At 69.3% G+C, this 20,461-nt stretch carries 16 protein-coding genes; 10 read left to right on the top strand and 6 right to left on the bottom strand.

Going from position 1 to position 20,461, the window contains the following annotated elements:
* Positions 1 to 2 precede the first annotated feature (2 nt).
* Positions 3 to 473 carry an OsmC family protein gene (locus tag N1027_RS17255; protein ID WP_259509469.1) on the top strand — a complete coding sequence of 157 codons (471 nt, stop codon included), beginning with the start codon at positions 3 to 5 and terminating at the stop codon, positions 471 to 473.
* Entirely contained in the window at positions 454 to 948 is a 495-nt protein-coding gene (locus tag N1027_RS17250) for a hypothetical protein (RefSeq protein WP_259509467.1), read from the top strand. Before N1027_RS17255 ends, N1027_RS17250 begins: the two co-directional genes overlap by 20 nt.
* Here N1027_RS17250 and N1027_RS17245 read toward each other — a convergent pair.
* A complete protein-coding gene (locus N1027_RS17245; RefSeq protein ID WP_259509465.1) occupies positions 945 to 2,171 on the bottom strand; it encodes a glycoside hydrolase family 76 protein in 1,227 nt (408 codons plus the stop codon). The genes N1027_RS17250 and N1027_RS17245 overlap by 4 nt on opposite strands.
* On the opposite strand from N1027_RS17245, the gene N1027_RS17240 reads away from it, so the two are divergent.
* The 6 genes from N1027_RS17240 (at position 2,119) to N1027_RS17215 (ending at position 8,826) form a co-directional block, all read left to right on the top strand.
* The gene (locus N1027_RS17240) at positions 2,119 to 3,510 is read left to right on the top strand and encodes a DHA2 family efflux MFS transporter permease subunit (RefSeq protein WP_259509463.1); all 1,392 of its coding nucleotides are present in this window, start codon (positions 2,119 to 2,121) and stop codon (positions 3,508 to 3,510) included. The two genes, N1027_RS17245 and N1027_RS17240, sit on opposite strands and share 53 nt — an antisense overlap.
* Before the next feature lie 44 nt (positions 3,511 to 3,554).
* The gene (locus N1027_RS17235) at positions 3,555 to 4,556 is read left to right on the top strand and encodes an FKBP-type peptidyl-prolyl cis-trans isomerase (RefSeq protein WP_259509462.1); all 1,002 of its coding nucleotides are present in this window, start codon (positions 3,555 to 3,557) and stop codon (positions 4,554 to 4,556) included.
* A 71-nt stretch (positions 4,557 to 4,627) separates the two neighbouring features.
* Positions 4,628 to 5,713 carry a 1-deoxy-D-xylulose-5-phosphate reductoisomerase gene (dxr, locus tag N1027_RS17230; RefSeq protein WP_259509460.1) on the top strand — a complete coding sequence of 362 codons (1,086 nt, stop codon included), beginning with the start codon at positions 4,628 to 4,630 and terminating at the stop codon, positions 5,711 to 5,713.
* A gap of 86 nt (positions 5,714 to 5,799) precedes the next feature.
* Positions 5,800 to 7,128, top strand: a complete 1,329-nt coding sequence (locus N1027_RS17225; protein WP_259509458.1) for a M50 family metallopeptidase — start codon at positions 5,800 to 5,802, stop codon at positions 7,126 to 7,128.
* Between the two features lie 71 nt (positions 7,129 to 7,199).
* Complete coding sequence (gene ispG, locus N1027_RS17220) at positions 7,200 to 8,348, top strand: flavodoxin-dependent (E)-4-hydroxy-3-methylbut-2-enyl-diphosphate synthase (RefSeq protein ID WP_259509456.1); 1,149 nt, start codon at positions 7,200 to 7,202, stop codon at positions 8,346 to 8,348.
* A 13-nt stretch (positions 8,349 to 8,361) separates the two neighbouring features.
* Positions 8,362 to 8,826, top strand: coding sequence for a MaoC/PaaZ C-terminal domain-containing protein (locus N1027_RS17215; protein WP_259509454.1), 465 nt, complete (start codon positions 8,362 to 8,364; stop codon positions 8,824 to 8,826).
* Between the two features lie 57 nt (positions 8,827 to 8,883).
* Here N1027_RS17215 and N1027_RS17210 read toward each other — a convergent pair whose 3' ends face one another.
* Together N1027_RS17210 and N1027_RS17205 are read right to left on the bottom strand one after the other, a co-directional pair.
* A complete protein-coding gene (locus tag N1027_RS17210) occupies positions 8,884 to 10,254 on the bottom strand; it encodes an MFS transporter (RefSeq protein ID WP_259509452.1) in 1,371 nt (456 codons plus the stop codon).
* Position 10,255: 1 nt separating this feature from the next.
* A complete protein-coding gene (locus N1027_RS17205; RefSeq protein WP_259509449.1) occupies positions 10,256 to 10,936 on the bottom strand; it encodes a FadR/GntR family transcriptional regulator in 681 nt (226 codons plus the stop codon).
* An 87-nt stretch (positions 10,937 to 11,023) separates the two neighbouring features.
* Here N1027_RS17205 and N1027_RS20180 point away from each other — a divergent pair, with 87 nt between their 5' ends.
* The gene (locus tag N1027_RS20180; RefSeq protein WP_259509447.1) at positions 11,024 to 11,611 is read left to right on the top strand and encodes an EXPERA domain-containing protein; all 588 of its coding nucleotides are present in this window, start codon (positions 11,024 to 11,026) and stop codon (positions 11,609 to 11,611) included.
* A gap of 8 nt (positions 11,612 to 11,619) precedes the next feature.
* Here the strand turns inward: N1027_RS20180 and N1027_RS17195 are convergent, their stop codons facing one another.
* Together N1027_RS17195 and N1027_RS17190 are read right to left on the bottom strand one after the other, a co-directional pair.
* Complete coding sequence (locus N1027_RS17195; protein ID WP_259509446.1) at positions 11,620 to 12,105, bottom strand: hypothetical protein; 486 nt, start codon at positions 12,103 to 12,105, stop codon at positions 11,620 to 11,622.
* Between the two features lie 84 nt (positions 12,106 to 12,189).
* Positions 12,190 to 12,390 (bottom strand): hypothetical protein, encoded by a 201-nt coding sequence (locus N1027_RS17190; protein WP_259509444.1) that lies wholly within the window; start codon positions 12,388 to 12,390, stop codon positions 12,190 to 12,192.
* A gap of 75 nt (positions 12,391 to 12,465) precedes the next feature.
* Here N1027_RS17190 and acs point away from each other — a divergent pair, with 75 nt between their 5' ends.
* Positions 12,466 to 14,565: an acetate--CoA ligase gene (acs, locus tag N1027_RS17185; protein ID WP_259509443.1), complete on the top strand. Its 2,100-nt coding sequence runs from the start codon at positions 12,466 to 12,468 to the stop codon at positions 14,563 to 14,565.
* Here the strand turns inward: acs and N1027_RS17180 are convergent.
* Complete coding sequence (locus N1027_RS17180; RefSeq protein ID WP_259509442.1) at positions 14,554 to 20,130, bottom strand: OmpL47-type beta-barrel domain-containing protein; 5,577 nt, start codon at positions 20,128 to 20,130, stop codon at positions 14,554 to 14,556. The two genes, acs and N1027_RS17180, sit on opposite strands and share 12 nt — an antisense overlap.
* Between the last annotated feature and the right edge of the window lie 331 nt (positions 20,131 to 20,461).

Below are 20,461 nucleotides of genomic sequence, written 5' to 3'. Positions count from 1 at the left end.
GGGTGAATCGTGAGCATCACTACACCGTCGATGTGGCCTGGCTTGGCAATCGTGGCAGCGGCACCAGCGGCTACCGCGATTACGGCCGGCAGAGCGTCGTGACCGCGGCAGGCAAGCATCCGCTCGAGGCCTCCGCCGATCGCACCTTCCACGGCGACGCCGATCGCTGGAACCCCGAAGAACTGCTGCTGGCCGCCCTCAGCGAATGCCACATGCTGTCGTTCCTGCACGTGGCCGTGCAACACGGGGTGGTCGTCACCGACTACACGGATGCCGCTCGGGGAGTGATGGAACAGCAGGGCGACGGCGGCCGGTTCACGAGTGTCACCCTGCATCCGGTGGTCACGGTCACCGAACCCGTCGACGACGAACTGATGGCGACCCTGCACCACGAGGCCAACGCGGTGTGCTTCATCGCGAGCTCGGTGAACTTTCCGGTGCACCACGAGCCCCGTGTCGTCGTCGCGGCCTGACCACTCCGCCGAGCCGGTCGAGCGCTCCGCGGAGCCGGTCGAGCTGTTCGTGATCGGCCGCACCCTGCGCGGCACGTTGGGCGACGCCTTCCGGGCTGAGGCGATCGCCCGCTTCGAGAGTCTGCACGGCACCGACAGCGGCGGAGACGGCCGTAGTGAGGTCGAAGCGGATGCGCGCACCGTGCAGTCGGGCCTCAGCCGCACCGTCGACTTGACCGCCGTGGCAGTCACGCGCGCCGGCGCCGTGAGCGTCGATGCCGGGGTCGCCGATCCCACGTTCGGCTCCACGACGGGCTCGGCCGATTCGACCACGGGCGAGTCGGCGTTCGAGGTCATGGTCGACGAGCTCGACGGCATCCGGCCCATCCCCGGTCCGCCCGGTGTCGACCTCACGCGGCGGGCCGTCGTGCGCGTTCGACCGAACGCCGGCGGCGTGCCGTTGGCTTTCCGGGTGCACGTGCTGACGCGCGACTAACCCCCGCCCCGTTCGAGGCGGGCCCGGGTCTCGAGCGCCATCACGGCGCTCAGCTGTGTCGACAGGAACGTCACCCGGGGTGCCGGGCGGCTCCAGTCGTCGGCCGCTCGCAGACTGGGCGATCGACGGATGCTCGCCCACAGCGCATCCGTGCTCGTGCGCACGAAGCGCTCCAGTTCGCTCCGGCCGGCGGAGTTCTCCGGCAGCCGAGGAATCAGCTCGCCGAGGTAGCGCAGGAACACTCCCTTGAACAGCCCGATGTCGCCTCCGCCGCGTTGGTCGAGCCGGGAGTTCTCCGTGCGGATCACGCCGGTGGGCGCGAACAGCGCGATGGCCGACACCGCGGTGCGCTCGGCGCGAGCGAGCGCATCCTCGGCCGGGAGCGCCGACGCCTCGATGAGCGCGCCGATGTAGAGCCCCTGGTTGTAGCTGAACACCCAGTCCGTGTCGCGGCGCCCGTCGCCGACCCGGTTGACCCCGTCGGCGACGATGCCGGTCGCGGGATCGACCAACGTCGTCTCGAGCCAGGCCAGCGCGTCACGGGCGGCGCGGGAGTACCGGGCGTCACCGGTCACGGCGGACAAGCGCGCGGAGAGCAGTGCGAACACGCCGTTCGTGGGCGCGTTCTTGTAGTCGGGTTGCTGCCTTCGCCAGGCCACCGACGCGCCGTACGTGTCGTTCCACCCCGCACGCCGGATCTGCTCCCACAGGCCGACGGTCTCGTCGAGCAGGCCGTGGTCGCCCGTGACGGCATGCAGTCGGAGCAAGGCGATCGCCAGCCAGCCCATGTCGTCGAAATAGTCGTTCACCAGGGTGCCGTGGTTGCGTCTCCGGAGCAGGTGGAGCAACCGGCGGGCGCTCTCCAGATGAGACGGATCTCCCGTGCGCGTGAAGCCGTCGATCCGCACCTCGACGGCGTGAGCGAGCCACCAGTAGTTGAACGCGAACGCCTGCCGCAGTCGCCAGGGCGCCGTGTTGCGCAGCCCGCCTCGCCGGAGCCGGGTGCCGAACGCCGAGGTCAGGGCGTCTTGGGCGCGCTCGGCGCGGGCGTCCCAGCTCTTGCCCCGCGCCCCCATCCGGGCATCCGTCCCCGCATCCACCCGTTCATTCTGCCGCCGTTCGCGATGAGCGCCCCGATGGGATTGACTGGAGTCCATGGCGAACACCGCGATGACGAGACAGCAGAAGTTCGTGCTCGTGGTCGCCGTGCTCTCGTCGTTCATCTCCTTCCTCGACGCGACCGTGATCAATGTGGCGCTGCCCGCCATCAGCGAGGAGCTCGGCGGTGGTCTGGCGTCGCAGCAGTGGGTGGTCGACTCCTACCTGCTGACGCTCGGTGCCGTCATCCTGCTGGCCGGATCGCTCTCCGACGTGTACGGGCGCAAGAAGGTGCTGCTCGTCGGCCTCATCGGCTTCGGCGTCACCTCGCTCGCCTGCGCCTTCGCACCCTCCATCGAATTCCTCATCGTCGCACGCGGTCTGCAGGGCATCGCCGGCGCGCTGCTCGTGCCGAGCTCGCTCGCGCTCATCCTCGCCAACTTCACCGGGATGGGCCAGGGTCGGGCGATCGGAACCTGGACGGCCTTCACGAGTGCGGCGAACATCGCGGGCCCGATCATCGGCGGGGTGCTGGTCGATTCGTTGACCTGGCGATTCGTGTTCATCATCAACGTCGTTCCGATCGCGATCACGCTCTACCTCCTCACGAAGCTCGCGCCCGACCTGGAGCATGTGAAGGGCACCCGCATCGACTACGTGGGCGCGGTGCTCGGTATCGTCGGCCTCGGCTTCCCGGTGTTCGCCCTGATCGAGCAGACGAACTTCGGCTGGGGATCGCCGGTGGTCATGGCGCCGTTGGTCGTCGGCGTGATCGCCCTGGTGCTGTTCGTGCTCTGGGAGCAGCGCACCGCTCAGCCGATGCTGCCGCTCGAACTCTTTCGCGTGCGCAACTTCTCGGTCGGCAACGTCTCGACCTTCCTCATCTACGGTGCGCTCTCGCTCGGATTCTTCAGCGTCGCGGTCTTCCTGCAGCAGGTGGCGGGGTACAGCGCCACCCTGGCCGGGTTCGCGCTCGTGCCCACCAGCATCCTGCTCATCGGATTGTCGAGCCCGTTCGGCCGCCTGAGCGGACGGATCGGACCGCGGCTGTTCATGACGATCGGCCCGATCCTCTCGGGCATCGGATTCCTGCTGATGCTCCGCTTCACCGATCAGGCGCCGTACGTCACCGAGGTGCTGCCCGCCGTGGTGGTGTTCGGACTCGGGATGGCCATCACGGTCGCCCCGCTGACCGCGGCCATCCTGGGCGCCATCGAACCAGCCCGGTCGGGCATCGCGTCGGCCGTCAACAACGCGGTGTCGCGGGTGGCGGGTCTCATCGCAGTGGCGCTCGCGAGCGTCATCGCCGGCATGACGGTGCTCGACCTGATCGGGTTCCACCGGGTGGTGCTGGTCACGGCCGTGTTCTTCTTCGCGGGCGGCCTGGTGTCGCTGATCGGCATCCAGAACCCCAAGCGTTTACCTCGCTCCCAGCGGGTCACCAGCTTGCACCAAGAGGACTGAGCAAGACTGTCTCGAATCCCCCCTGATTTTCACGAAGAGGAAACATGCGCTCAATTCCGGCACTGGCTGCAGCCGCCGTCGCCGCCACACTTCTGCTCGCGGGTTGCGCCGCGTCGAGCCCCGACCCCTCGGCCACCGGCGCCGCGGGAGACTGCTCGCCCGCGGCATCCGGCAGCGCCTCGAACGGCGTGACGGTCACCGGTGACTTCAAGTCGGCGCCCAAGACGGCGTTCACGGGTCCGCTGACGGTCGACACGACCCAGCGCACCGTCGTGACCGAGGGCGACGGCGATGTCGTGCAGAAGGGCGACGTCGCCACCATCGACTTCACGATCTACAACGGCACCAGCGGCAAGCAGGTCTTCTCGACGCTCGACGCCGGCGGCACGCAGCTGCAGCTCACCGTCGACGACACGCAGTTCATCCCCGGCATCGTGAACGCGGTGGCGTGCTCCCCGGTCGGATCGCGCGTCGTCGCGGTCATCCCGCCCGCTGAGGGCTTCGGCGACACCGGCAACGACCAGCTCGGCATCGCCGCGACCGACTCCATGGTCATGGTCGCCGATGTCGAGGCCATCATCCCGGTTCGTGCCGATGGTGAAGACCAGCCGGCTCAGGACGGCTTCCCGACCGTGACGCTCGACGACACCGGAGCGCCGACGGTCACCGTGCCGCAGGCCGATCCGCCCACCACCCTCGAGACCGAGGTGCTGAAGAAGGGCGACGGCGCGGTCGTGGCCGATGGCGACAACGTCACCGTGCAGTACCAGGGTCTCGTCTGGGGCACCGGCAAGGTCTTCGACCAGAGCTGGGGCCAGGGCGGTCCGCGCACCTTCCCGACCACGGGCGTCGTCAAGGGCTTCGCCGCAGCGATGATCGGCCAGACGGTCGGTTCGCAGGTGGTCGTCGTGATCCCGCCCGACCAGGGCTACGGCAGCGAGGGCAACAGCGCCGCGGGCATCACCGGCACCGACACCCTCGTGTTCGTGATCGACATCCTGGCGTCGGCCTCGGCCCCGCCGGCGGCGACGCCCGACGCGGGCTGACGCACGCCGTCGGGCTGCCGGGGAGCTTCAGCGCCCCGGCAGCCACCCGGCCGTGATGGGATGATGGCGCTATGAGACGCGTCATCATCCTCGGCTCCACCGGTTCCATCGGCGTTCAGGCGCTCGACGTCATCCGCTCGAATCCCGAGCTGTTCGACGTCGTCGGCCTCGTCGCGGGCAGCAATCGGGAGGCGCTCGATGCGCAGGCGAACGAGTTCGCCGTGGCCGACACCGGTCTCGGTGCGCTCGAAGCCGAGCAGATGGTGCGCGACATCGAGGCCGACGTGGTGCTGAACGGCATCACCGGATCGGTCGGGCTCGGCCCGACGCTCGCCACCCTCGAAGCAGGACGCACTCTCGCGCTCGCCAACAAGGAGAGCCTCATCGTCGGCGGCGACCTCGTTCGCGACGCCGCGCGACCCGGGCAGATCGTGCCCGTCGACTCCGAGCACTCGGCCATCGCCCAGGCGTTGCGGTCGGGCACCGCGGGCGAGGTGTCCCGGCTCGTGCTCACCGCATCCGGGGGCCCGTTCCGGGGTCGTAGCCGTGCGTCGATGAAAGATGTGACGCCGCGCGAGGCCCTCGCGCATCCCACCTGGGACATGGGTCTCGTGGTCACCACGAACTCGGCGACGCTCGTGAACAAGGGTCTCGAGGTGATCGAGGCTCATCTGCTCTTCGACGTCGCTTATGGCGACATCGAGGTGACCGTGCATCCGCAGTCGCTCGTGCACTCGATGGTGGAGTTCACCGACGGATCGACCATCGCGCAGGCCTCACCGCCCGACATGCGGTTGCCGATCTCGCTGGGCCTGGACTGGCCGCACCGCGTGTCGGGCGTCGGCAGGCCCATCGACTGGACCGCCGCGCACAGCTGGACCTTCGAACCGCTCGACGAGGAAGCCTTCCCCGCCGTGGAGCTCGCCAAGCAGGTGGGGCGCGCCGGCGGCAGCTTCCCGGCCGTGTTCAACGCGGCGAACGAGCAGGCGGTGGCGGCTTTCCACGCCGGGCGGATCGGGTTCCTCGACATCGTCGACACCGTGGCGCGGGTGGTGGATGCGCACGAGATGCACTCCGAGGTCGTCACGCGCGAGTCGCTGGCCGAGTCGGAGGAATGGGCGCGGGCGACGGCCGACGCACTCATCGCCGCGGTCTGACGCGCCGGCGCGGGCCCGCGCATCCGTTCATCGGGCGCTCAGCCAACCATCAGCGGCGTCCTCGGCAGCCAAGGTAGTGTCCTCCTGTGGAAACGGTCCTGCAGTTCATTCTCGGCGTGCTCATCATCGCCGTCGGCATCGCCGTCTCCATCGGTCTGCACGAGGTGGGGCACCTCGTTCCGGCCAAACTCTTCGGCATCAAGGTGACGCAGTACATGATCGGCTTCGGGCCGACCGTCTTCTCCCGCAAGCGCGGGGAGACCGAGTACGGCGTGAAGGCCGTGCCACTCGGCGGCTACATCTCGATGGTCGGCATGTTCCCGCCGCGCCGAGCCGGCGAGAAGCCCGTGGCCAACAGCACGGGGTTCTTCCAATCGATGGTGCAGGATGCGCGCCAGGTCAGCCAGCTCTCCATCGGTCTCGAAGAAGACCGCGCCTTCTACCGCAAGCCCGTCTGGCAACGCATCATCGTGATGCTCGGCGGCCCGTTCATGAACCTCGTGCTCGCCGTGGTGTTCTTCTCGATCGTGCTGGTGGGTTTCGGCACGGCGCAGACCTCGACCACCGTGGGCAGCGTCTCAGCCTGCGTGCTCCCGGCCACCAGCGACCAGACGGAGTGCGCGACGGGCGACCAGCAGTCGCCGGGCGCGGCGGCGGGCCTGAAACCCGGTGACAAGCTGGTGAGTCTGGATGGCACGCCGATCACGAGTTGGGCGCAGTCGACCGACATCATCCGGGAGTCGGCCGGGGAGACCCTGGCACTCGTCGTGCTGCGCGACGGCGTCGAGACCACACTGAGCGTCACACCGCTGCTCACCCAACGCTACGTGCTCGACGACAAGGGCGAGGTGGCCCTGAACGCCGACGGCACGAAGAAGACCGAAGACGTCGGTTTCGTGGGTATCGGAGCGGCCTCCGAGCTCGTTCCGCAACCGATCACCGCGGTGTTCCCGCTCATCGGTGAGAACATCGGCAGCACGGTCGGCATCGTGGCGAACCTCCCGCAGCGCCTCTATGACGTCGCCCAGGCGGCGTTCGGTTCGGGGGAGCGCGACGTGAACGGCCCGATCAGCGTCGTCGGCGTCGGCCGGGTGGCGGGCGAGATCGCGTCCATCGACACCATCCCGCTCGCCTCCAAGGCGGCGAGCCTGCTGGGCCTGCTGGGTTCGCTCAACATCGCGTTGTTCGTCATCAACCTCGTGCCGCTCACGCCGCTCGACGGCGGGCACGTGGCCGCGGCCCTCTGGGAGGCCATCCGGCGCGGCTTCGCGAAGCTGTTCAAGCGCAAAGACCCGGGCCCCGTGGATGCGGCGAAGCTGATGCCGCTCACCTTCGTGGTGGTCATCTTCTTCGGCGGCATGACCGCGCTGCTGGTCTACGCCGACATCGTGAAGCCGATCAACATCTTCGGCTGACGGTGCCGGGCGCGCCTGACCGTTCGGCCGCTGCTGACCCGCCGTTCAGATTGCGGTCCTAGACTGAAATGGTGGCTGCAATCAACTTAGGGATGCCCAAGGCTCCCGAAACCCTGGCGCCGCGGCGCAAGTCCCGCCAGATCAAGGTCGGCAAGGTTCTCGTGGGTGGCGATGCGCAGGTGAGCGTGCAGTCGATGACCACGACACCCACGCCGAACATCAACGCGACGCTGCAGCAGATCGCCGAATTGACGGCATCCGGATGCGACATCGTGCGGGTGGCGGTGCCGTCGCGTGACGACGCCGAAGCGCTGCCGATCATCGCGAAGAAGAGCCAGATCCCCGTGATCGCCGACATCCACTTCCAGCCGAACTATGTGTTCGCCGCGATCGACGCGGGGTGCGCGGGTGTTCGGGTGAACCCCGGCAACATCCGCAAGTTCGACGACAAGGTGGGTGAGATCGCCGCCGCCGCGAAGGCCGCGGGCGTCTCCATCCGCATCGGTGTGAACGCCGGGTCGCTCGACCCGCGCCTGCTCGAGAAGTATGGCAAGGCCACTCCCGAGGCGCTCGTGGAGAGCGCCGTCTGGGAGGCGTCGCTGTTCGAGGAGCATGACTTCCACGACTTCAAGATCTCGGTGAAGCACAACGACCCGATCGTCATGGTGAAGGCCTACCGTCTGCTCGCCGAGCGCGGCGACTGGCCGCTGCACCTCGGTGTCACCGAGGCCGGGCCGTCGTTCCAGGGCACCATCAAGAGCGCGACCGCGTTCGGCATCCTGCTCTCCGAAGGCATCGGCGACACCATCCGCGTCTCGCTCTCGGCCCCGCCGGCCGAAGAGGTGAAGGTGGGGCTGCAGATCCTGCAGTCGCTGAACCTGCGTGAGCGCAAGCTCGAGATCGTGTCGTGCCCGTCGTGCGGGCGCGCCCAGGTCGACGTCTACACGCTCGCGAACGACGTGACCGACGGGCTCGAGGGCATGACCGTTCCGCTCCGCGTCGCGGTGATGGGATGCGTCGTGAACGGCCCGGGCGAGGCCCGCGAGGCCGACCTCGGGGTCGCCTCGGGCAACGGCAAGGGCCAGATCTTCGTGAAGGGCGAGGTCATCAAGACCGTTCCCGAGTCGGAGATCGTGGCGACGCTGATCGAGGAGGCGAACCGCCTCGCCGCCGAGATGCCGGCCGGCGCCGTCGGGTCGCCCGAAGTCGTCACCGCCTGAGGCCTGCCGCATCATGCCGCACTACTTCGAGGACTTCCAGGCCGGGCAGACCTTCGTCACGCCCGGCAAGACGGTCACGGAGACCGACGTGGTGATGTTCGCCGCGCTCACCAACGACAACAACCAGCTGCACACCGATGCCGAGTTCGCGGCGGCCACCCGCTACGGGCAGCGCCTGGTGCACGGCCTCTACGGCGCGTCGCTCGCGCTCGGGCTGATCGCCCGCACCGGCGTGTTCGAGGGCTCGTCGGCGGCACTCCTCGGCATCGACGAGTGGCGCTTCACCGCCCCGGTGTTCATCGGTGACACTCTGACCTGCACCGTCGAGATCCTGGGCCTGCGCCTCACCTCCTCGGGCACGACGGGTGTGGTCGAGCGCCGCCTGACCCTCCGCAACCAGCGCGACGAGATCGTGCAGTCGGGTCGCATGGACATGCTCATGCTCACGCGCCCCGCCGCTCCCGGCGTCGCGAAGTAGCGCGAACGGCGTCGCGAAGTCGCGCCAAGTAGCCTCTGCCGCCTCCTTGAGGCCGACTTAGAGCGACTTCGTGGAGCTCAGCGCGGTGCGCTCGCGGAGGAGGAACGACAGGGCGAACCCGACGGCGAGCAACACGGCGATCAGGGCGAAGACGGTGTGCACCGTGGTGTTGTCGGCGAGCACGCCGAGCAGCGGGTTGAGGAATCCGCCGAGCGAGAGCGTCAAACCGAGGGTGAGACCGCTCGCCGTGCCGACGCGGTTCGGCAGGTAGGAGTGCGACAGGGTGATCTGCGGCGCGAAGGGCAAGAAGATCGTGAACCCCACGACGGCGGTCGCGGCAACCACGACGACCGTGTTCGGCGCGAACACGATCACGATCGTGCCGAGCGCCGCCGCGATGTAGCCCGAGCGGATGGTGCGCATCCGACCCCACCGGTCGGCGAGAAAGCCCCCGGCGAGCGTGCCCGCGGCTCCCGCGGCCGGGAAGACGGTGAGCGCGATGGAAGCGGTGGCCTCGTCGACGCCGAATTGCTGGATCTGGAACAGGGAGATGAACGACGAGACGCCGATGTAGGCGACCGACCAGAACGCGAGCACCAGGGTGAGCCAGGCGAAGGCGCGCCAGTCGTCGCGGAGGGGTGGGTCGAGCGGATGCGCCGAATCCGTCGCCGAGTTCCCGTCGGCTGACGCAGACGCCGAGCTCGCGGCGTTCTCGACGAGCTCTTCCTCGAGTGCGACGTCGATCGCGGGCTCCAGGGCGGCGCCGCGCGACTCCGAGTCGGAGGGAAACGACTCACCGGCGGGCGCAGGGGTGACCGAGGCGGTGACGGGGCGGGCGCGCCTGCGCACCACGCGCATCCGGAGCAGGTACACGACGACCATGACGACCGCGGGGATGGCGAGCAGGGGAGTCGCCCCGAGCCCGAGCGTGCCGACGGTGAGGATGACGCCGGTGGGCGCGAGCGCGACGCCGACGTTGCCGCCCACGGAGAAGATGCTCATCGAGCGGTTCGACCCGCCGCCGGCTTCGCGCGCGGCCATGGTGGCGGCCGGGTGGTAGGCGGCGATGCCGATGCCCGAGAGGGCGATGACGATCCAGGTGAGCCAGTACGAGCCCGAGACGACGCCGCTGAGGGCGATGCCGGTGGCGGCCACCGCCATTCCCGCGAGGATGAGCCAGCGCGACGCGAAGCGGTCGCTGAGAATGCCGAAGACGGGTTGCGCCACGCTCGAGAGCGAGCTCGCGGCGAGGGTGATGCCGGCCACCGCCGCGTAGTCGTAGCGCTGCTCCAGCACGAGGAAGGGCAGGAGCGCGGCGACGGCGCCGGTGTAGAAATCGTTGACCGTGTGGGTGGAGACCAGGAGCCAGAGGCCAGGGGTGGTGGCCGTGGCCGTGGCTCCGGAGCGGGGGCGCTGGGGGTTTCTCATCTCAGTCGCGCAGAATCTGGATGGTCTCGTGCACGTTCGAGGTCACGGCAGCGATGGCCGCAGCCGGATCGGCGGCCACGATGGCGTCGAGGAGTTCGGCATGGGTGGCGTCGAGGTCGTGGCCAACGAGCGACTGCTCGCGCACCACGGCGACGAGCGTCTCGGTGAGCTTCGGCACGAAGGAGTCGAAGATGCGCAGCAGCAACGGGTTGTGCGCCGCCTCGACCACGGCGCGGTGGAAGACGAGGTCGGCGTCGACGAACGCGACCGCTCGGGCGACCTGGTCGGCCACCAGTGCTTCGCGGGCCTCGAAGGCGGCACGGATGCGCACGAGGTCGTCGTCGGTGCGTCGGTGCGCTGCGAGGGCGGCGGCTTGCACCTCGAGTGCCTCCCGCACCTCGTAGACCTCGATGACCTGGGCGGCGTGCAGCGCAGAGCCCCAGCTGTCGCGAGGGGTGGTGGAGAGCACGTAGGTGCCCGAGCCCTGGCGCGATTCGAGGAGGCCTGCCTGCACGAGGGCGCGCGTGGCTTCGCGCACGGTGGAGCGGCCGACGCCGAGCTGTTCGGCGAGCTTGACCTCGCCCGGCAGCGCCGAGCCGACCGGCCAGGTGCCGGCGGCGATCTGCTCGGTGAGCGCTTCGGCCGTGAGTTCGACCAGACCACTGCGCTTCAGCGACTTCATGACGGGCTCCTCAGATGTCTGAGCACTCAGCGTACACGGGTCGCGCCGCTCCCCGGCTGCAGCGTCGACCGGTCGTAGAATTCCGGGGTGACCGCTGACTCTCCCGCTGAACCCGCTGCCGCCGCCCCGCTTCCGACCCTCGAGGTCACGATCGATGCGCGTGGGGCGAAGCCGCCGAAGCCGATCAATCTGCCGCTCCGGCAGCGGCCGTTCGACATCGCGTTCGCGGTGATCTTCCTGGTTTTCACGGTCACCAGCGGCATCAGCGATCTGGTGCCGACCATCGGCATCCCGATCACCGCCGACTCGACGAACTGGCTGGCTCAGTCGAACTACTGGTACGGCCACGACGCCGATCCGCTGTTCATCGACCCGCCGGTCTGGATGCGCTTCGTCACTGGCCTGTCGGCCTTCGTCTACGGCCCGTTCTACCTGCTGCTGGCCTTCTGCCTGCTCACGGGGCGCAACTGGATCCAGCTGCCTGCCGTCATCTACGCCTCGGCGATCTCGATGATCACGGGTGTCGTGGTGTTCGGTGTCGAGTTCTTCGGCGAGCCGGAATTCCAGACGCAGAATCCGCTGAAGTTCCTGGCCTTCAACCTGCCGTACGTCATCATCCCGATCCTGCTGCTGATCCGGATGCGAAAGCCCCTCCCCTTCACACGCCGCTGGTAGCGCAGCCGCTAATCGACCGGGCACGCGATCGAGCGGAACCGCTCCGGCGTCGTCACCAGCGTCGCCCCGTGATGCTCCGGATCTCCGAACAGCACCGTGTCGGGGTTGAGGAGGTCGAGATCCTGCGCATCAAACCAGACCGAGCCGAGGTTCTTTCGTTCGTTGGCCGACCAGCCCCACCCGGGGTCGATCGCCGAGGCATCCAACACGTACCTGGTGTCGGGGTCGAGGCCGAAATCGTCGAGGAACGGCAGCGGAGCGACGGGCCCGTCGAAATCCCAACGATGCAGGTCGACGTCTGGATCGCCGCGCAGCACGGCCTTGCCGGCGATGACGACGAGGTCGATCGACTCGCTGCACGTCTCGAAGAGCGCGACGATCCCGCCCTGGGCATCTCGGGTGATCCCGATCTGGCCTTGCTGGACGGGGCTGCAACCGGTCAGCAGCACCGCGACGGCGCCGGCGACGAAGAGGATCCGGAGACGGCGGGCCATGTGTCGACTGTAGAGCCGCGCGAATCACAGTCGGATCGCGTTTGCGTAACGAAGCGCGGCGTGCCGCAGCCCGGTGACCCGCGGTTACGGGATGCTGAGGATGCCGTCGACGATGGACCTGATGATCGCCCAGACGCGACTGCGGGGCTTCTTCGTCTGTTGCCAGGATGCTCCGCGACGGGTGTAGCGGGCGCGGCAGGTGCGGCACTTCCAGGTCGTGCCGGGCTTCGCATCGGCGACAGGTGGCGGCGAGCAGAGGTGCTCGGGTCGGATTCGATCGTCCACAGCTCAAACTACCTCGCATTACGCCCGGTGTCGGGACGTTTTTGGCTGCCTGGCAGGACGTTCTAGCGTCGGAGGGTGAGTAGTGCTGCGCCCTCGGGGGAGACCATCGTCAATCTGTCGAACGAGAGCCGGCGGTACCCGCCGAGCGCCGGGTTCGCGGGTCAGGCGAACGTCGACGGGAGCCTCTGGGCGGCCGCGGCCGAGGACGCCGTGGGGTTCTGGGCCGAGCAGGCACGGCGCCTCGACTGGCACACGCCGTGGCACACCACGCACAGCTGGACGCCCGCGCGGGATGCCCGCAGCGCCGACAGCGCCCGCGGCCACGGCGGCGGCGGCAGCGATACCGACACCGCCGAGCTCACCGTGCCCGCCGCAGAGTGGTTCGCCGGCGGCACCCTCAATGTGGCCGTGAACTGCGTCGACCGACATGTCGCTGCGGGCCGGGGCGACAAGATCGCCCTGTACGTCGAAGGCGAGCGCGGTGACCGGCGGGAGATCTGCTATGCCGAGCTGCAGCGCGAGGTGGCCAAGGCGGCCAACGCCCTCACCGAGCTCGGCATCACGAAAGGCGATCGGGTCGTCATCTACCTTCCGGTCATCGCCGAGACGGTCATCATCACCCTCGCAGTGGCCCGCCTCGGCGCCATCCACTCGCTCGTGTTCGGTGGCTTCTCGGCCGAGGCCCTCAAATTCCGGGTCGAGGACACCGGGGCGAAGCTGCTCGTCACCACCGACGGCCAGTTCCGGCGCGGCCAGGCCGTGCCCGTCAAGCAGAACGCCGACGAAGCCGTAGCCGGCGAGAACGCCATCGAGCACGTGCTCGTGGTGCGCCGCACCGGCGACGAGACCCCGGATGTGCCGTGGACGCCAGGCCGCGACCTCTGGTGGCACGAGACCGTCGACCAGGCCAGCGACCAGCACACCCCCGAGTACTTCGACTCCGAGACGCCGCTGTTCATCATCTACACCAGCGGCACCACCGGAAAGCCCAAGGGCCTCGTGCACACCTCCGGCGGCTACCTCACGCAGGCATCCTGGACCCACTGGGCCATGTTCGACGTGAAGCCCGATGACGTGCACTGGTGCACCGCGGATCTCGCCTGGGTCACCGCGCACACGTACGAGATCTACGGCCCTCTCTCCAACGGCGTCACCCAGGTGATCTACGAGGGCATCCCGAACAGCCCGCACACTGCGCGGCACTTCGAGATCATCGAACGCTACGGCGTCACCACCTACTACACGGCTCCGACCCTCATCCGCACGCTGATGACGTGGTTCCCGGATGGCGTGCCAGCCGAATACGACCTGTCGAGCATCCGCTTGCTCGGCACGGTCGGCGAGGCGATCAACCCCGAGGCCTGGGTGTGGTTCCACGAGAACATCGGGGCCGGCCGCGCGCCCATCGTCGACACCTGGTGGCAGTCGGAGACGGGCGCGGCGATCATGGCGCCGTTGCCGGGCGTCACCACCTTGAAGCCCGGGAGTGCAACTCGCGCACTGCCCGGCCTCCGCACCCTCGTCGTCGACGAGCAGGGCACCGAGGTCGAGAGGGGCAGCGGCGGCTACCTCGTGGTGGCCGGCACCTGGCCGAGCATGGCCCGCACGGTGTGGGGGAATCCGCAGCGCTACCTCGACGCCTACTGGCGCCGCTACGCCGAGCAGGGCTACTTCTTCTCCGGAGACGGCGCGAAATACGACCTCGACGGCGACATCTGGTTGCTCGGCCGCGTCGACGACGTCATCAACGTCTCCGGTCACCGTCTCTCGACGATCGAGATCGAATCGGCGCTGGTGTCGCATCCGCTGGTCGGCGAAGCCGGCGTGGTGGGCGTGCACGACGACACCACTGGTCAGGGGATCGCCGCGTTCGTGATCCCCGCCCAGCGCAGCGGCGCCGGGGGAGAGCAGCTCGATGCCGACGGATGGCGCCGTGCCGCCGCCGCGATCCAGTCCGAGTTGCGCGCTCACGTCGCGAAGGAGATCGGCCCGATCGCCAAGCCCCGCGACATCGTGCTCGTGCCCGACCTGCCGAAGACCCGCTCGGGCAAGATCATGCGGCGCCTCCTCGGCGACATCGTCGACGGTCGGGCTCTGGGCGACACCACGAGTCTGCAAGACGAGGCGGTGCCGGCGCAGATCTTGGCGATCGTGCGCGGGGTGTCAGTGCCCTGAGGTGCGAGCGTCCGGGCGACGACGGATGCGCCGGGCGACCACCAGCAGCCCTCCGGTCAGCAGCACCACCAGGGCGATGCCGGCCGGCAGGAGCGCGCCGCTGCCCGTGTTCGCGAGCACGTCGGCGGGGATCGTGACCGATCCGCCCGCCTCCTCCACGAACACCAAGCTGTGCGAGCCCGCGGCCACGGAGGCCGGAACCACACTGTGCACCGTCACCACCCCCCGCGCCGTCGCGACACCCGTGCCGAGCAGCACCGGGTCGGAATGCAGCTCCACCCGCACCTCGGAGCCCGGCGTGAACGCGTACCCCTCGGCGACGATCGTCCTTCCGGGAAGAACGTCCAGCGACGAGGGCGCCTCCTGCCGCTCCGCCCGCACGATCTCGCCGCTGTTGCCGGCCACATCGGTGGAGCGGAACCAGAGCTCCGGATGCCCCGACAGCTCCGTGCCGGCCACCAGCGCGTCGAGACCGCCGAACCAGGACTCGCCGTCGACCGAGTACTGACCGAGGCCGGCTCCTGACAGCTCGTCCTGCACGGTCGTGTAGGCGTCGCCCTCCGTGCTGAACCAGGCCCAGCCGCGGGGTGCGGTGGCGTCGACCCGCGCCGTGATGGAGGCGGCCGGGCTCACCCGCCCGTCGTCATCCGTAGCGCGGTACCTCACCGTCGTCGACCCCTCCGCGAGCGCGACCGGCGCCGAGTAGCTCTGCCAGTCGCCGTCGCCGAGGGCGTACTCGATCGACGGGATCGCCGCCGAGGCCGAGCCGGGGGTGGCCGTGAGCGTGACGGCTGCGCCGCCGAGATGCCAGCCGGCCTGCCCCGCCTTCGACACCGACGCCGAGACCATCGGCCCCGTGGGCGCCTCAGCGAGGACGGTCACCCGGTACTCCGCGTCGGCACTCACGTTCCCCGCCACGTCGGCAGCGGCGTAGGTGATGGTGTGCGTTCCCGCATCGGCGAGGTCGATCTGCGCCCCCGTCGTCCACGCGCCCTCGTCGACCCGATAGCGGGTCTCGGCGACACCGGAGCCGGCATCCGTTCCGGTGAGGGTGAGCGACGCCGGAGCGATCGCGACATCCGGGGCGTACTCGTGGTCGAGCGCCGCCGTCACGGCCGGAGCGATCGAGTCGATCTGCACGGGCACGGTGCCCGACTCCGACGCGTTGCCCGCGGCATCCGTCGCGCGGTAGGCGATCGTCGTGATGCCCTCGGCGGCGACCGTGATGCCTGCCTCGTAGGCGGTCCATCCGTCGCCCGCGTCGTACTCGAGGTCGATGTCGCCCGGGCGGTCGTCGACCGCCGTGAGCAGCACCGTCGCCGGCCCGCGCTGCCAGCCGCCGTCTCCTGGCAGGCCGGCCGAGACGGAGGCCGTGACGACGGGGGCCGTGGTGTCGGCCGCGAGCGGCACGGCCCAGACGTCGGCGACCGACGGATCGGAGTAGTCGGGGTTGCTGAGGCTCTGGAACCGCACCGTCACCCGGTCGGAGGCGACGGCATCGGCCGGCACGACCAGGCGGTAAGCGGCCGTGCCCTCCTGGTGCAGGTCGCGCACATTGAGGCGCGTGGCCACGAGCGAACCGTCGACGAACACCCGATAGCCCTTCACCTGGGGGTCGCCGTTGTAGGTCTCGAGACCCTGCAGCAGGAACGGCTGCCCGGCCGTCACGTCGAGATCGAACTGATACCAGGCGTCGGGCACCCGGTAGCCGCCGTAGCGGCGGGTGAGTCCGGCTTCGGTGTTCGTGCCGCTCGTGGCCGAGGCGGTGACGTGGTGCGCCGACTCGGAGGCCGCGTCGCCGAGGTCGACGTGGTCGCCCGCCTCCACCGGTGGGGTGCTGAACGAGGTATCGAGCGTGACGAATCGCGCATCCACCCGGCTGCCGTCGACCACGAAGGCGGCGGTGAGCTCCACCGTGCCGTCGGGGATGAATCCGGATGCCGACACAGTGGCCGTTGCGGTGGCCGTGCCACCCGGCGGAACGGTGACCGGAGCGCCCGGCCCGGGCTGCCATCCTGACCCCGAGATCTCGGCGACGCCGGTGACCTCCTCGTCGGTGGTGTTCTCGACCTCGACCGTCACCGCGGCGAACACGCCGGAGGCGTCCATCGTGGCGCTCGCCCCGGTGGTGCGCACTCCGCCGTCGGACAGGGCGCCGAGCTCGGCCGTGGTGACCGCGAACGGGGTCAGGGCCACCGGGCCGAGCAGACCGGAGTCGGCGACGATACCGCGCGAGTTGCCGTCGGTGTTCGTGACCGTGATGGTGAGCGTGTTGGTTCCTTCGACCAGGGCGTCGCCGAGGTCGAGGCGGTAGGGCGCCGCGATGCGGTCTCCGATCGCCGTGCCGTTCACGCTGACCTCCGCCGCATTGGCGACCCGGCCGAGATCGAGCGTCCATGCCGTCGCAGCCTGCGCGGCGGTGAGATCGAACTCGTGGGTGTAGGTGGCGGTGCCGGAGTAGTTCGCGGCGAGATCGGTCCAGCTCTTCAGGGGACGGTCGACCGCGGCCGAGCCGTTGCCGAGCTGCATCGTCCAGTCACCGTCGAGCGGGATGCCCGCGGGCAGTTCGGGGGTGACCACCGATCCGAAGTACTCGGTGCGGCCGTCGGTGGCTCGCACATCCGTCGTTCCGGATTCGGAGCTGCGCACGGAGGCGGTGACCTGGCCGTTCGCCCCCGACACCGCCTGAACGACCCCCGGGCCCGTGGTGGAGAGGGCGTGCGCCGCCGGCTCCGACGTGGCGGCCGACATGGTGACGCCCACCGGCACACCGGGCTCGAGGGTCATCCGCGCGGTGGTTCCCGCGTCGTCGGTGCGGTAGGTCGAGAATTCGGTCACGTCGCCGGTGTCGGGATCCCAGAGCACCGGAACGCCCGCGGCCGGGAAGGTGACGTCGGTCGCGACCGCCGACTTGCCCTCGTTCAGCAGCAGGTAGCCTGCGGTCGTTCCTTCCTGGAAACGGAGCACCCGCACGTTGGGGCTCGGGGCGGCGAGCTGCACGCCCGCCTGGCCGAGTGCCGCAGCGGCGGCGCCGGCCGCGCCCGGAACCTCGGTGGTGACCACGCGCTCGCCGCCGGCCGCGCTGATGGCGGCGAGAGCGGATGCTAGTTCGGCGTCGCGCCCGTGGAGCTCGGTCATCGGAGGAGCACCGGCGAACACCACCTCGCCGCCGGCCTGGGCGAACGCGAGCAAGGTCTGCACGGCTTCGAGCGACACCAGCGGCGCCTGCGGAACGACGACCGTCGAGTACGTCATCCGGCCCACCGTGAGCGTGCCGTCGGCCGTCACCACGGCGGGGGCGAGGATCGCCGGATCGCCGCTCAGGGCCCCTTCGTCGAGCAGGTCGAAGTCCACCTGGGCGTCTTCGAGCGAATGCTCCACGGCGAAGAACGGCTGGTCGACCGACGACTGGTCGCCGAGCTGCACGGCCTCGGCCGCGCGCTGCATCTGCAGCACGGCGGTCGGTGCGGCGGTGGTGTGGCGACCGAACTCCATCAGCCGGCCGGTCCATTCGGTGACCTCGGGCAGGAACTTCCACCACACGTTGTCGTCGCTGAAGGTCGGCGGGAAGGGCGCCGTCTCCGGCGCGTCGAAGGTGGCGTGGAACAGTGCCTTGTTGATGCCGCGCACCGCCGACATCGCGGTGCCCTGGCGCACGTCGGCGAGCGACTTCTGCCATCCGGTGGCGCCCATGAGCTCGTCGTAGACGAGGGGCCGGCCGAGCTGGTGGGCGACGCTGGCGGGCTCGTAGGGCAGGTTGCGCACCATCCCGTTCTCCACCTGATCGGCGATCAGGTCGGTGCCCGGCACCTGCGCCCACTGGTGCATGGTGAGCAGGTTGCCCGACTCGTGCACGCGGCCGGCCGGGCCGTACTCGTCGTAGAGCGGATTCGACAGCACGCTCACGCCGTGCGCCTCGGCCCAGTCGTACTTGGTCTTCCAGTAGGCGTCGACCCACTGGTCGGACATCGCGCGGTAGTACTGCGACCGCAGGGTCTCACCGGCCGCGCCGTAATCGTTGAAGAGCGACGACACCACGGTGGCGGTGTCGAGCCCCGAGTCGGTGAGGCGCTCGGCCAGCGCCGGCGTCCAGGGCGGCAGGTCGTCGCCGTGACGGCCTACCTCCGGCTCGTCGTCGGCGAAACCGACCAGAGTGCTGCCGAAGTAGTCGCTGAACCGGTCGTAGTACTCGTCGAAGACGATCTTCGTGTAGAGATCCTGCGCCTCCGGATCGAGGGTGTCGGCATACGATTCGCGGTCTCCGGCGCGGAAAGTGTACCGGTAGGCCTCGATACGCCAGTCGCCCGCGGGGGCGTCCCAGACACCGTCGCCCAGGTAGTCCTGGGTCACGTCGACGATCTGGTCCGGGTCGGTGGCGCCGGGGCCACTGGCCGGCCGGGCGGCCACGGCGACCACGTTCTCGAGCATCGAGGTCTCGGCGTCGAAGTCGGAGACGGAGTCCTCCGAACTGAAGTCGTTGGCGTAGAGCACCTCGCCCGAGGGAACGGAGGCGATGTTCAGGTCGTCGAGTCGCCAGGCCTGATTGCCGTCGACCCGCATGCCCAGGCCGCCGGCCGGATGCGTGGCATCCGAGAGCGGCGGTTCGGCGACACCGTCGAGCGTGATCGCGATCTGTGACCCGACCACGCTGATCGAGATGTCGTGCGGAGCGGTCGCCGACCAGCCGGGCCGGGTGGTCGACCCGACCCGCAGCGCGCTGAAAACGCCGTCGCGCTGGTTCCACACGTCGATCTTGCCGTCGGCGCGCACGTCGACGAGGTAGCCGTTCCGCTCGTCGGGGGAGCGCACCATGAATCCTGCCGTGGCCCGCACGATGCTGAAGGTCGCGTCGACCGCGTAGTCGGTCCAGCCGGCGCCGTCGCGCAGCAGGGTGATGCCGGGCGCGCTGGTCGAATCGGCCACCACCTGCCCGTTCTCGAGCTGCACGCTGCTGCCGAAGAGATCCTGCAGCGCGATCGGCCGTCCGCCGCTCCGCACGGCAGAGCCACCGGATGCCAGGGTCTTCACGCGCAGGTCGGGCCGTGGCGCGTACGTGGTGTCGCCGACGGTGCCGCCGTTCACGATGAAGCCGCCGGCCGATCCGCTCGGGAACTTGTCGTCGTTGTCGAGCCAGACCGTCATGCCGAGTTCGCGCGACTTCTGCAGCAGGTGTTCCACCCGGTCGAACCAGGCCCCCGAGAAGTAGGCCTCCGGGATGTCGCCGAACCAGCGGAAGATCACCGTCTCGGTGAATCCGGCAGCGTGGATGGATTCGAGTTTGGCGTCGATCTGCGCCTCGGTCTGCGTGCGATCCCAGAACCAGAGCACGGCCGGCTTCTGGTCGGTCGGATGCTGGAACGCCGAGACGTCGAAGCCGGGGATCTCGAGCAGCGGGTCGGCGACGACCGCGGCCAGCGCCGCCGACGATCCGGCCGGTGCCAAAGCGCTCTGCGACGATGCGTTCGCTGCCGCGGCGGGCGCGAGCGGGGTCAGAATCAGAGCGGCCACGGCGAGTGCGGCGGGAAGCAGTCTGCGGGCGAAAGTGGGCGGCGTGTGCGACGTCATCGTCGGTCCAATCGTCATCGATGGGGCGAAGGGATCGCAGCTTTCCACCCTCGTATGGTGAATCGATTCAATACATCCCCATGTCGAGATTACCGGGCCGGGCAGAAGCCTGTCAACCGGCGATCTGGCCCAATGGATGCTCGTCGACGGTGCGAACAGGCTGAGAATTCCTGGTGAAACGGCTACGACTCGGGCGAATCCGACCCCCGAAGTAGGGGTCAGAATGGTCAAGAAATGCTCAGCGGAGGTCTTGCTCGACCACTGTCGAAGTTATCGCTAGATCGAGCGGGCCGCCGCGCGCTCACCAATCGCTCACTTGCTCTGGGAGAAG

It is taken from the genome of Herbiconiux aconitum (assembly GCF_024979235.1).
Classification (GTDB): Bacteria; Actinomycetota; Actinomycetes; order Actinomycetales; family Microbacteriaceae; genus Herbiconiux; species Herbiconiux aconitum.
The sequence above is the reverse complement of the archived record's forward strand: the minus strand, read 5'-3'. Positions and strand labels throughout refer to the sequence as shown.